A 14,694-nucleotide genomic window follows, 5' to 3' on the forward strand; every position below is an offset into this window, starting at 1 on the left:
AGGGGCGATTGAAACCAAAGAATACATCTTTGACAAAATTCCGCCACTCCATCCACTGGATAGAGTTTGGTTTATTTACTTATAACAACTCCAATCATAATATGATAAATCACACAGGGTGTCAACTTGAAATTTAAGGATTTAGCTGGAACAATCGATAGACAATAACAGCTGCCTGAGCACGAGTTGTATTGGCTTTAGGTGCAAAGTTATCTTTGCCCACACCTTGAATAATCTTTGCTCCGCTCATGAATTGTACAGCCTCACGAGCGTAGGCTGAAACGTCAGCGGCATCATTGAAATTCACTGGCTGGTCCACTCCCACGACCGTAAGCTTAGCGAGCTGTGCTGCACGATAAGCCATCAACGCCATTTCCTCACGGCTAATCGTTTCATTAGCACCGAAGGTTCCATCAGATCTGCCCTGAATAATTCCTAGCTGCTGAGCAGCAGCAACAGAGCTGTAGTACCAAGCATCCAGCGAAACATCCTTAAATGTACTTGCCGCATTACCTTCCTCTAGCTCTAATGCAAGCATCAGCATCTTTAGGAACTGTGCCCGAGTTACATTCAGCTGTGGCCCGAAATTATGATCTCCGGTGCCATTCAGGATGTCTCTGGCGGCGAGGGCTTGAATGCTATTTTGTGCCCAGCCTAGTCCAGCGATATCCTTAAAGGAATTTTCCGCATATGCTACTGCGAATCTGCTGGAATTGTCTGGTCTAAAGATGATCTTGCCAGTTGTCAGATTAAACTGAGAGTTTCTAACCACCTCCACAGTCCCGTCTTCACGGATTTGGTAGACTACTATTTGTTCTACACCTGAAGTTGTCTTTGGTTTGTAATCCCGTTCAACCTTCAGTCCACGCCCAAAGCTGTCAAACTGTTTGCCATCAACAAAGAACTTAAACTCATAAATATCCCCGACATCTGTCTGAAGCGACAGTGTCTTCGCGTCAACTTTGCCAACTACAAGCTTCACGCTTACGGCGTCAGATCCTGCCATCGCAAGAAGCAGGTCAGCATTTATTCGGAACGTAGACAATCCCATGTCTATTTCTAAAAGTTGAATTGCTTTTGCTCCCGCTCCAGCCAACTCACGAGCTGGCAAGGTCAGTTCAACCACCGAGCTGGCAGAGGATGGCTTCACTGTGATTCTCAATACTCCATTCTGCATTGAGCCAATTGCTTGTTGCAGAATCGCTGAGGATACCTCTGCGATAGCTTTACCATTCACATCCGCTGTCACGGAAAGAGTAACTCCATTTGCGTTCACAGTTGGTTCCGGTTGTTTCACTGGTTTGAATGTCGTTGAAGATGAAGTACCGCCCGATTCTGAAACCTGCGATTCTGCCATAATCTCAATGGACATCATGCCTACAACACCAGAGCCATCTTTAGCTGTCGCTTTCACGGTTACCTTGCCTGCTGCAATTGCAGTGAGCAAGCCGGTATCCGTAATAGATGCTCGCTCAGTAGCTGATCCATCCTCATTCACCACTGACCAGCTCACTGCTGGATCGGATGCATGGTCCGGCAGGACTACAGCTGCCATTTGCAGGGTTTGCCCTGACTTGATTTCGCTCACATTATCTTTGGAGGAGACTTTTATCTCCATGACGGATATAGGCATGACATGAACAACCGACTGTGCCTCATGCAGGATGTCAAATTCAACATCTGTGTTGGATCCCCGGAAAGAAATAAATCCAAGCGGCACGGTGATTTCACGGGTTGTCTTCTTCGCTTTGAAGATCATTTCTAAGAATTCCGCATCATCGGTCAGGATATTTCCTGCCTCCGTTCCAGCTACACTAACTGTTATTAGACCTGGACTGTCCTCATTAATATGAGTGATGCTGAATCCGTCTGGCAAGGTCTGAGCGGATACGAATTCCACACCAGATACGTCATATGCCATGGTAAAGTCTACAGCATACACTTCCTTGTAGACGGAGGTAGTAACATTTGTAAGCCCTACACGGTAAGTGAAATCCTGTCCTGCCGCCACTGTGACCGGTCCGTTCAGCGTTGCAGCGGGCAGATTACGGGCAATCTCATCTTGTCCGCTGATGTTAATCTCTAGGCTTCCGGATACTCCACTTCCATCTATAGCTCGCGCAGTTACTTGTACGCTACCGTTCTTTCTAGCTGTCAGCAAGCCCTTCTCATTAATAACCGCTTTATCCGTAGAGGTTATCCCATCTGCTTCAGTTACCGTCCAGATAACTTTAGGATTCGTCGCATTCTCTGGAAGCACAGAGGCTTGCAGCTGCAAGGCACCGCCCTTCGACTCAATGCTGCTAATTCCATCTTTACCCGTTACAGTAATTGAAGAGACATGTAACTCAGGTATCTGCTCTTGACCCACTAAGATCTTGGATTGCTGTGGATTCCAGCCATCACTTCCACCAAGCACAGCTTCAATCGTATAGGCAGCCGCCTCTTCTGCTGTTAATTGTTTGGACCAGCTGTAACGTGAAGCTTCATTAGCACCCTCTCCGTAACTTAAAAACTCAGAGAACCGTGCAGTTTTGGAACGACCTTCATACCATTCATGCCAGCCAGTAGCACGAATATGAGCTCCCATCTCCGTATTAATGAAGGTAGAGCTGCCGTATTCTCTCCATGGCCGGCCCAAGTCAACGGTTCCAGCAGCAACGTCCTCACTGGCAGTTAGTCGATTATTGATGAACACATAACCAGGCTTACCCGCTGCCGTGGAAGGCGCAGTAACATAGCCAGCACCCGCACTTTGAATCACATTATTCTCGAATACAGCAGCGGAATTACCGAAGATAAAGTCCACTGTACCTTCAATATGGCTGTCGACGAAATAAGCTCTTCCCTTATCTGCGAACAGGGTATCCTGATATCCTAGAAGCTTAACATTTCTGTACACTCCCCGGTCTCCTTCAGCATATAAAGCGACTGCCTGACCGGCATCCCGCCCAGCACTGTTCTCAACCGTCATGTTCTCCAGTGTGAAATCAGTTGCAGCAGCCTTTAGTGTATAACTGCCGCTGGTGCCCATTTCTTTACCATCTGAGCCAATGGTTTTCGCGGAGTCACCGTTAATAAGTACGGTACCTTCCCGGCTCTCACCGATGATACTAATATTCATCTTACTAGAAGGTACAAGCACCTTCTCCTTATATGTGCCGTTCTTCACTTTAATAATCGTGGTTAGGGCACTATTATCAGGTGCTGCTTGAATAGCGTCATTAATCGTTTTATAATCTCCTGTCCCATTCTGAGCAACAATAATGACAGGAGCTGGAATTCCCTTGACCACCTCGGATGGAAGACTGGCACCCTTATCACCGATGGCGATTACCGCATATTGATAGGCAGTCCCGTTGCTCAAGCCTTTATCGGTATAATCTGTTGCTTCGATGCCGTCGGCCACGACCGCATAACTGCCACCGCTCTCCGAGCGTAGAATTTGATAGCTGCTAGCTCCATCAGCTACATTCCAAGTCAGATGGATATCAGTGTTGCCAGGCTCAGCACTAACTCCTTGTGGAGCCTGCGGCTGGCCGGAATTCTGGTATGGAACCGCTGAGGCAACAGCTGAATCTAGACTACTACGGGTACCATTTATTGCTTTGACTTTGTAATAATACGGTGTTCCGTTTACGAGCCCACTATCAGTAAAGCTTGTGCCTGATAAATCAGACCCGAGCACTTCATAAGGACCTTTCGCCGATGAGGCACGTTTGACAATATACTGGCTCGCTTCCTCAATCGCTGGCCAGCTGAGTTTCATTACACTGTCACCAGCTTCAATGGAAACGACAGGCGTTCCCAAAGGAGATTGCGGAGTAGCTTCAACAGGCGCTGATTCTTTTCCCTCTCCGGCCACATTGGTTGCAGATACGACGTAACGGTAGGTTTGCCCGTTGGCCAGACCTCCGACGCGGTAAGTTGTGCCGGCGATTTCTTTTGCCACGAGTTCATAGCTGCCTGAAGTCTCATTCCACTTCTTGATGCTGTAGCTGGCTGCATTCTCCACAGCATTCCAGCTGAGATCCAGTTGAGCATTCCGACTTACGGCCGCGAACGATTCTGGCGCAGGCAATTTCACCGCCAAAGCGGATGGGGTAATACTAATTTCATTGGAATTTCCCGATTCACCAGTGGGCGCCATCGCCGAGATAACATAATAATAGGTAGTTTCGTTGGTAACTTCAGTATCAATATATGATGTCTCTGTAATAGCGTTGGCAATAGTCTCATAAGGCCCCCCGCTCTTAAGACTTCTCTTAATATTGTAGGAAGTTGCCCCTTCAAGAGCAGGCCAGGATAGCTGGGCTGCTTGGTTTCCTGGAAGTCCAGTCAGTCCAAGCGGTGTTTCAATCGGCTCAACATAGATCTTTAAATTATCTAAGTAATAATTTCCTGAGCCGCCGCCTGGAGTCTTGGACAAAATACGCCCAATGCCATAGCTGGCGAAATTCGTAGTTGTGAACGGAAAAGAGCCCGCAGGCTGATCATCAATATATACATCCACTTTATCGTTGTTCACATCCACCTTTAGCTTCAGGTTATACCATTGTTTTAGGGAATAAGAGTTCATCAGTTGATGATACTGGCTGCTCCCCCTGCTCATGGTTAGCGTATATTTACCTGTAGCTTCAGGAAGCGTTGGCTTTCTGCTCTCAATGGAGAATGCCGTTTTGCTTCCATCTGTACTCTGGGCCTGCAGGAACACCGAGGTTCCCGATTCTGTCGCAAACATAAAGTCAGTGTCAATAACGAGTGCACCCGTAATTGGCGCGAATTTGCGGATAAACTGCACGCTGCCGTTCGCACCATCAAACACATTCAACACTTGATCTGACGTATTCCCCTTACTGTCAGACGGTGTGGGAGATACAATAACCTTTTGAATTTCAGTCTGTGGATTTGGAGTCACATCATAATACTCTGGTGTCACACCCACAGCAACCTGCTCGAAGTCTTCATCCACATAATACACATTACCTGCTTCACCTTCAGCCGTAGCGCTGGCCTCATCGGAATCAAAGCTTTCACCAAGTTCATTCACTGCACTGACCACGTAGTAATAAGTTTTTCCGGAGCTGAGTCCGGAATCAGTATACAGGCTATCTTTAATTTCAGTATTGATCGTCTTGTATGGACCGCCTGAAACCTCACTACGTTTAACACTATACGACTTGGCAGAACCAACATCCTCCCAATTCAGCTTCACTTTTTCCTCACCTGCTGTCGCTGTAAGACCACGGGGCGCAGTAGGAAACTGATCACTAAGCGGTTTCAGCTCCACCTCACTGAAGACAGATGCATTATAACGATTAACCTCGTTATCTACCTTAGCGGCATCGGCTGCAAGACCAAAATAAACCGTATCATTCAGGTCAAGCTTCACCGTGCCTACCTTACTCCATGTTACTTTATCCGGCGATACCAGACCTGTCACTTCATTACCAAGACGAACCAGTTTCACCCAATAAGGTGTATTGATGAAGCTGTCCGGTTCTGTTTTTACCACCTTGGCTCCTGTGGTGGAGCGGGTAATCATAACTCCCTTCTTGCCATATTTGACATAAGGGATTGCCAGCATTGTCATTTTAGAGTTCTCATTGAGATTATCACGAATCATGACACCTGCTTTGGCATAATCGTCAGTTCCCGTTACGGAGTCGATTCTAGCAATAATTTCACCATTGCCTGTCAGGGTTTGATAAGCAAACTGAAAATTATCAACAGCCGTTTCGCTCTCTGATGTTGCTCCGATAAGTCCAGCCGATTTGAGCGTAATCTTCCCGCTATCCGGATGAAGCGTAGTCACTCCCGCTATCCCTGGATGGCCAATATCCACCGAAGTCCAAGGAAGAACGGATCCAGACGAGTTGACATGAATAGCCACGTTATCAGATTGTGTCTTGAGACCCTTATTGTCTATAGCCTGAACAACGAGATAATAGGTACCATCCTGCACATTGTTCCAATCGAAACTATAAGGTGCTGTGGTAGCTTCGGCTTGCTTCACACCATTAACGATAAATTCCACCTTAGCAATACCATCGCTATCACTGGCAGAGGCTGTAACATTCACATTGTTGCCCGACTCTATGATTTGGTTATTCACAGGATAATTAATAGCGGTTACAGGATTGTCTGTATGCTCATTCCCTGCTTTTCCCAACACAATCAGATCATTCAGATACACTTCTAGATTCGTATAGCCCTCCGCAGATAACGTCGTCTTCTTACCATCCTCAGAATCGGTAGGGTCTAGTCCATTAGCAATCTCCCAGTTGTCATCCATACCGTCATGATCCATGTCGATTACATTGGAAGCTGTCTCTGTATAGTCTGGGTAACCGCCTATTTCAATAGGTGAATTAATATGCTGTCCAGTGCGATTCTTCACATCATTAATGACCCGCGCATCGTAAGCATCACGCCTTGGCAGAGTGGCACCGGCATCAGCCATTACATTTACGTAGGCTTCCTCCGCCGACACTGCCGCATAGGGGTTAGGCATCTTTGCCGGCTCCGTAAGCTTAGAGATATCCGAATACTTTTGCACACCCTTCCAGTTGTCTTCAGTAACCTTCGGATTACCATCCATGATGTTCCCATCTATAAACAACCGGGTTTCTGGTGACACTTCCCCAAACAATTGATTTTTTACACTGGTGTAGGTGTTTGGACCATTTTTATAATAATTGTTAGTGATATTATATCGATAATCTTCTGCTCCCCCACCATAGGTCGAAGCGAATCCCCAGTTATAGATAACGTTATTAGACATTTCCGTCAGGTCCACCAATTTGGTCACCGTCGGCAAACGGGGGTTGCGGCTGGTGCTATGAGCAATCAGATTGTGAAGGAAACTGGCATTTTTGCCACCCCAGATTCCTCCGTAGCCGTGACGTCCCTTCTGGTGTGTCGTCATCAGCATACTTTCAGCGGATATCGACCATTGCACAGTAGTATTCTCGTTATCATACAGACTGACCACTTCATCCACCGACCAGCTGAATGAGCTATGATCGATAATGAGATCCTTATGGTACCTTGATCCAAAAGCATCATCTTCACTAGCTACCCGGTCGCCTAACCGGAAACGCATATAGCGCATAATAATATTGTCAGCTTCAACAGAGGTTGTGTAGTCGGCAATTGTAATTCCGTCACCTGGAGCCGTTTGCCCGGCAATCGTCAGATTTGAGCCGGTAATCTTGAGGGATTCCTTCAGATGGATGGTTCCCCCCACTCGAAAAACAATGGTCCGATTACTTTGGCTTACCGCATCGCGGAAGGAGCCGGGGATCGGAGTTTCCTTGATACCATAATCAGCCAACGTCGTTACTTCATACACAGGTTGAGCTCTTCCGCCGGTTACATATTTGCCGCCGCCTTCCGCGCCCGGAAAAGCAGGAAGCGCTTCCAAAGAAGCGGCCTCGACACCACCAAATGGCATACATGTTGCAAGAAGACTCGCAACCAGCGCCCCGGATAACCATTTTCTCTTCATACAAGACCTCCTAATATCTATTGGAATAAGAAGGGGGCCCTGTCCTCAGAGCAACCCCTTCCTTAGTAAAGCCGTGTGTATTATTCCTTGCCCTGATAACGGAAATATGCGAAATCAGCACTGCTACCACCGAACTGCTGCATATCATGCGCCGCAATGCCAACAAAGTTCCCAGTGAAGCCTCCCGACAAAAAGCTGATATTCTGCGGATCGCCAAGTGGCTTCCACTCCGTATCGTCACCCTTAAGATAAACAAATTGCCCAGTCACTTCCTGCACCTCAACCGCGATCCGCACTGTCTCCCCTGCATTTAGTTCAATCATTACAGGCTCCGCAGTGAATTCATCGCGCTGACAGCGCATTAACCGCAGCACCTTGCCACGTCCTTCTTCATGGCTGATATACGCATAAAGATAGTTATCCTCATTCAGGTATAACAGTAGTCCTGCCATCTGCAGATAAGTATTCGGTTCATATTCAAGCGCTGTTTCAGCGCGGAAGCTTATATCCGTCTGGCGAATAGCCAGAATATGATGCTCAAACAGACTCTGCACGGACTCCCCGGCCCTGATTCTTAACCAGCCCGGTCTTTCAGCAAGGGAACACCAGCTTTCATTCATAGGAATCCGCAATGTATTCCAGTTCTTTTTCAATTCTGGGCCGTTAAAATCATCCTCAAATTCAAGCGTCCGCACTTGGTTCAGGAACTGTGTTCCTTTAGGTGCTGGTACCTTGAGCTGTGGTGTATTTCCGCCTGAGGTTAGTCTTAACCAGCCCTCCTCATTCCAGTGCACCTGCTGAACGGCAGTCTCTCTCCCCAGTATGGCGTATTCGCCTTCAAGGGGTCGCGTACACAAATGGGCCATATACCATTCACCTTCTGGTGTCTCTACCAGACTTCCATGGCCTGCACATTGAAGCGGCAGCTCGGGATTATCCCGTGAGGTCAACATCGGATTGAGCGGATCCACCTCATACGGACCAAGCAGCGCCTTGGAGCGCGCTACGGTTACGGCATGCCCCGATCCAGTGCCGCCTTCTGCCGTAATTAAGTAGTAATAACCTCCCCGCTTGTAAATATGCGGCGCTTCCGTCTTCTTCAGCGGCGTGCAATCAAAGATTTTCACAGGTTCACCTATTAATTGGCACTGCTCTGGATCGTACTCCTGAATTACAATCCCGCAGGACTTATTGCCTTCCGTAATCCGGTAATCCCACAGCTCATTCAGCAGCCATTTGCGCCCATCCTCATCATGGTACAGAGATGGATCGAACCCGCTGCTGTTTAGGTATACCGGTTCAGACCAAGGTCCCTCAATACCCTCCGCAGTGATCAGATAGTTATGACAGTCTTTAAAAGGCCGTTTGGTGCTCTTAACATCGGTATAAATCAGATAAAACAAACCGTCATAATAACTAAGCTGTGGAGCCCAGATACTGCAATTTTTCGGATTTCCCCGCAGATCTACCTGATGAGTCAGAATATCTGTGCAATGCTCCCAGTCTGCTAAGTCCGCTGATTGATACACCCTCACACCGGGCAGCCATTCAAAAGAAGAAACAGCAATATAGTACATCTCCCCCGCTCTTACAATACAAGGGTCAGGATTGAAGCCTTTTAATATGGGATTGTGAATAACTCCAGTCTGAATATTATCTGTAATCATCTTCATACTCCTTCCTATTTCCATACATCCGCACCCTTCACCCTAAGCAAATCTGCGGTCTATCCTGTCAATTATCAGTCTGTCTGCTCACTTAGATCTTCCTGTGACGGGATAACGGTTACCTGCTGCACTAATTCTTCCACTTTACGGGTGTTTCTCGATTGGCAGCCGGTGATATCTACCGTTTCTCCATTTTCAATATAAAAAGCCGGTCCTTCATGATTCTCGATCGTCACTTGGCGGAAGCGAATATCTCTTACGTTGCCCAGATAAAACCCACGGTTGTTCATATCCTGGATTCCTGACATCATGGCTGGACGACCAGGGATTGCATTCTCTGCCATGGAAATATCAATATCGGAAAAGGTAATTTCTGAAATGTATTGCTCCGCAAGGCCGTAAAGAAAACCTGCAGCCGCGTGAACATTCCGAGCAGTAATATTAGCAAAATGAATCCGTCGGAAGCAGGGGGTCTCCTCCGTCACCGGATAAGGATTCTTATCCCATACATATTTGTCCTTACCACGTGGTCCGCAGAAATAATAAAGATTAAGAATAAACGGACAGATCACGTCCTCCATCACGATATTGCTGACACGAATATCTTCGACAACACCTCCGCGCCCGCGTCTGGACTTCAGCCGAATGCCGCGGTCCGTCTGCTTGAACACGCAATTGCTGATCACGATATTACGGATATCTCCGCTCATTTCGCTTCCCAGCACCACACCGCCATGACCATGAATCATCGTGCAGTTAGTTATCGTGATATTCTCGCAGGCAACCCGCTCCTTCGTATCCTCCGTCCCTGCTTTAATGGCGATGCAGTCATCACCCACATCGATATTGCAGTTGCTGATGCGGACATTCACACAGGATTCTGGGTCAATACCGTCTGTATTAGGCGAATCCGCCGGATTATAGATCGACAGATTATCAATCGTAACATCATGGCAACAGATAGGATTCACAGTCCAGCTTGGGGAGTTCACGAGTGTCAGATCTCTGAGCGTGACTCTACGGCAGTTGTCGAAGCTGATAAGCTTCGGGCGGGGATACAGCAGTGAATCAGGAGAATTCCGATGTTTATCCCACCAAGGTGCGCCCCTTCCATCCAGCTTGCCTGCACCTGTAACCGATACATTCTCTAGATTTATTCCAAAAATACATGAAGCATGGACGTTCTGCTTCACACCCTCCCAACGGGAATCCACCACCGGATAATCGTTAGGATCAGAGCTGAAGCTAAGCACAGCTCCAGGACTGAGCTTCAGCTCAATATTGCTTTTCATGAAGATAGCACCCGTCTGATAGTGCCCGGAAGGAACATAAACTGTTCCTCCCCCTGCCTCGCTTGCCGCATGAATGGCACTGGCTATCGCTTCCGTTGAAGGCTCTGCACTATTAGGATGTGCTCCGTAGTCATTTATATTGTAGATAGACATGTGCTTCACTCGCTTCCTTTCGTCACGGCGGGATGCTGCAAATATTCATATTCTCCACAAGCCAGGAGGAATGCGCCAAGCCCCTTCTGATCATTGGTTACGATCGGTTCACTGATATAATAGGCGTAAGTACCATCTCTCCGGTCCTCACCACCGAGTCCAGCGACCTGGCAGTTTTTATTCAGGTTAACCCAGCCTTTTTTGGTTTCCAGCACAAATTCAGCAATAAGACCTTGATAAGCACGGTCAAGAGTCTCGAACCAACTATCATCGAGTACACCAATCCGAATGCCCTTAGCCATTGCATAGGTGATCATGCTAGAGGCGGAAGCCTCCAAATAATTGCCTTTACGGCCGCCCATGTTTACAACCTGATACCAGACTCCAGCATCCGCATCCTGAACCTGACGAAGCGCTGTCAGCGTATCTGTCAGAATACGTGCCAAGATCTCGTAATCCGCGTGTTCCTCAGGGAGCATTCCGAGTACATCCACTAGCGCCATCACATACCAGCCCAGCGAACGCCCCCAAAAGTTCGGAGACAGCCCCGTTTCAGGATCGCACCACGGCTGTACCCGCTTTTCATCCCATGCGTGAAACAGAAGACCCGTCTCAGCATCCTTGGTATGACGCTCGCACAGAATAAATTGCCGGGTCACATCGTCCACACCCTTGCCGCCTTCATACTCAAGTAAATACTCCAGATAGAAAGGAGAGCCCATATACAAGCCATCCAGCCAAATCTGATAAGGATATACATTCTTATGCCAAAACGCACCTTCTGAGGTTCGAGGATGCGTTGTTATCTGCTTTCTTAATAAATCTGCAGCCATTTTATATTTCGCTAACCCAGTTTCTTTATGGAGCACAAATAGGATCTTTCCGTTATTTAAGTGATCAATATTATGTTCGCTCAGGCGATATCCCTTCACAGAGCCGTCTTCCTCAATAAAATAATCCATATTATCTTTGATGAATTGATAATATTTAACCTGCCCGGTCTGTCTCCACAGCAGCTCAAAACCCTTCAAGATGACTCCATAATCATAAGACCATTTTCCATGATATCCGTTATCCTCATATAATCTTGGCGTTCGCTCCATAATCGAATCTGCCATTCGAACACCCCAGCCCATACTCCTAAGTGCATTGTTGTCTTTCATTTTTTCCTCCTGTTTGAATAGATATGGTCCTAAACGCAGCCTCCCCATTTAGGACCCCTCTACTTTTTTCTTAGAATATAGTCTGTAGTACTTCTTAAGGATTTACAGCTTTATAAGCAGCTTCATATTCAGTAATGATTTTGCTGCCGCCGGATTTCTTCCACTTTTCAACCTCAGCTTTAAATCCGTCCAAATCAATTTTGCCTAGGATATATTTATAAGTGGCATCTGTCATAATCTTCTGCAACTCAGATCCTTGAGTAGAATAGGTCTCAGATTCCAGAGAGTAAGCAGGATTCAGTACAGCATATTTAGCATTCTCAACGATCAGCTTATCAGCTTCAACTTTGAGTGGATCAGCATCATGGATAATGAATCCATTCTCTAATGGACGAGATGCAGAAAATGGCTGAACTTCTTGCTTCCAGAGATCTGTATCCTTAATCGTAACCGCTTGTTCTCCATCGATTGTATAGTGGACATCCTTAATACCATAAGTCATCAAGCCATAGACATCTTCATTCATAAGATCATTAACAAATTTCAAGATCCGTCTTAATTCATTTTCATCCTTGACTTCGGATTTCGGGAAAGACAACAGTCCCCCAATTCCGTTATTACCAGCCCAGATGGCGCGATCCGCTTCATTACCAGTGGAAGTGATATCGTTAACCATAACCAAATCCATACCATCCTGTATGCCTTTGGACAGATTCAGCAGGTTCTTGCTGTCAAACAAGGCACCCACATAAATTCCAGCCTTTCCTTGCGCAAAATTCTGCTGCTGATCTGTTTTAGCCGTCACAGCGAAATCCTGATTGATATAACCACCATCATAAAGAGTCTTCATATAATCCATGGTCTTGACATAAGCCTCTGTATCGAACTCCGGTGTCATTTTACCCGCATCATCTACACTCCAATAGTTCGGTGTTCCAAAGTATGAGCCCAATGTCTTAAATGCTCCATATACAAGATCGCTGCGGTCCATGAAGCCTGTGGTATCCTTTTTGCCATTACCATCAGGGTCTTTTTCGGTAAACGCTTTCGCAACTTCCATCAACTCATCTGTTGTTTTTGGAACCTGCAGTCCAAGCTTATCCAGCCAATCTTTACGGAGAACAACGCCGTTTCTAGCCAAGGACTTCTGGAAAGGAACCCCGTACAGCTTACCTGCAATCGATGCCGATGTACGTGTATCCTGTGAAATTTTAGCCAAATTCGGGAACTCATCAAGATAAGGACTTACTTCCCAGAACATACCGGCCTTCAGTGCATTACGTACAGAAGAGTTATCAAGAATAGTCAGGGTAACGATGTCTGCTAGGGAATTCGATGCTAATGAAGTATTAATACGTTCTTCTTTGGAAGGATCCGGAATCCATGAGAATTCAATCTCTGTATTCGTCAATTCTTCAATTTTATCCAGAATAGGACCCGTTGGTGTTGTAGACGTTTGTAAAATGTTCAGCCAGCTAATCTTTGCTTTAGCATCTAGCACATCTGCAGGTGCGGCAGTAGTTTTAGCCGTTGAATTCGTTCCCTCATTTGAAGAATTTGACTCCTTCGCGTTATTGCCTCCTCCGCATGCAGTGAGTACTAACCCGCTACACAACATTAAGGCTGCAATTTTTTTGTAATTGCGATTCATCAACATTACCCCTTTTACTAATGTATTTGTGTTGTATCTTCCACCTCTGCCTTTAAGGCAGAGGTAAGAATTCAGCATACTATGAAGCCTAGTAAACACCATCTTCGCCGATTTTTTTGGCTAACTTGTTCGACAGCATAACGAGAATCAAGCCAACCACACCCTTGAACAGACCTACTGTGGTACTGAAACTCAATTGTCCGTTCTTTAAACCAGCTGTATAGATATAGGTATCGAAAATTTCTCCAACTTCGCGGTTCAAGGAATTGATCAGCAAGTACATATGCTCAAAGCCCAGATCCAGCGTGTGGCCAATCTTCAGAATAAGCAAGGTAATAATGATTGGGCGAATCGCCGGCAAGGTGATATGCCATGTTTTGCGTAATCTTGCCGCTCCATCCATCTCAGCTGCTTCATATAACTGCGTATCCACTACGGTAATGGCTGCCAAATAAATAATGGTTGACCAACCAATTTCTTTCCAAATGATCTGTCCGATATACACGGTACGCAACCACTCAGGAGAAGTCAAAAAGCTGATCTTCTGCATCCCAAGGGCCGCCAACATCTCATTCAGCACCCCTCCATCCACATTCATAAATACATAGGAAATGGAGACGATGATAACCCATGACATGAAATGGGGGATATAAATAATCGTTTGAATGGTGCTCTTAAATAACTTGTGCTGAACTTCGTTAAGCATCAGCGCCACTATAATAGGTAGCGGGAAGAAAATAAAAATGTTTAATGCAAACAGGATAAGTGTATTACTCAATAGCATAAAGAAGGTAGGTTCTGTAAACAATCGGACGAAATGCTTAAACCCTACCCACGGGCTATCCGCTATACCCAGAAACGGCTGATAGTCCTGAAATGCAATGATAAGACCGCCCATAGGCAGGTACTTAAAAATAACAAAATACAAAAATCCCGGGAGTATCATTAGATACAATAACTTGTTTCTTTTTAAACTCAGCCAGCTAGGCCCCGTTCGCTTTTTTCTTACTGGATTAACTTTCGTGTTCAGCATGGTGACGTTTGCCTCTTTCACCTGATCGGCCTCCTTGATCGCGTTTCTTTACGATTCCCAGATTACGATCATTCGTCCATTACGTATATAATCATCAGATACTGATACTCCGAGAACCCTACAGCTATAAGGTTTTCCAGGCCCGTGCATCTTATAGTGATTACTACAATACATAAAGATCATCTATGCCTTATCACGCTTTTTCCTCCCAAAACAAAGCCCAAG

The 14,694-nt window shown here is 46.3% G+C and carries 6 protein-coding genes; all 6 read right to left on the minus strand.

What is annotated here, in order from left to right:
* Nucleotides 1-133 precede the first annotated feature (133 nt).
* Nucleotides 134-7,510, minus strand: a complete 7,377-nt coding sequence (locus MHI25_RS26485) for a pectinesterase family protein (protein WP_340394605.1) — start codon at nt 7,508-7,510, stop codon at nt 134-136.
* 80 nt (nt 7,511-7,590) lie between these two features.
* A complete protein-coding gene (locus tag MHI25_RS26490) occupies nt 7,591-9,177 on the minus strand; it encodes a glycoside hydrolase family 43 protein (protein WP_248549565.1) in 1,587 nt (528 codons plus the stop codon).
* Nucleotides 9,178-9,251: 74 nt separating this feature from the next.
* Nucleotides 9,252-10,622, minus strand: a complete 1,371-nt coding sequence (locus MHI25_RS26495; protein ID WP_076130458.1) for a glycoside hydrolase family 28 protein — start codon at nt 10,620-10,622, stop codon at nt 9,252-9,254.
* A 5-nt stretch (nt 10,623-10,627) separates the two neighbouring features.
* Nucleotides 10,628-11,785 (minus strand): glycoside hydrolase family 88 protein, encoded by a 1,158-nt coding sequence (locus tag MHI25_RS26500; protein ID WP_076277180.1) that lies wholly within the window; start codon nt 11,783-11,785, stop codon nt 10,628-10,630.
* Nucleotides 11,786-11,879: 94 nt separating this feature from the next.
* Nucleotides 11,880-13,436, minus strand: a complete 1,557-nt coding sequence (locus tag MHI25_RS26505) for an extracellular solute-binding protein (protein ID WP_076130457.1) — start codon at nt 13,434-13,436, stop codon at nt 11,880-11,882.
* Between the two features lie 88 nt (nt 13,437-13,524).
* Complete coding sequence (locus tag MHI25_RS26510; protein WP_305953707.1) at nt 13,525-14,490, minus strand: ABC transporter permease subunit; 966 nt, start codon at nt 14,488-14,490, stop codon at nt 13,525-13,527.
* Nucleotides 14,491-14,694: the final 204 nt, after the last annotated feature.

Origin of the sequence: Paenibacillus sp. FSL E2-0177 (assembly GCF_037992975.1) — a bacterium.
Taxonomy (GTDB): domain Bacteria; phylum Bacillota; class Bacilli; order Paenibacillales; family Paenibacillaceae; genus Paenibacillus_AQ; species Paenibacillus_AQ odorifer.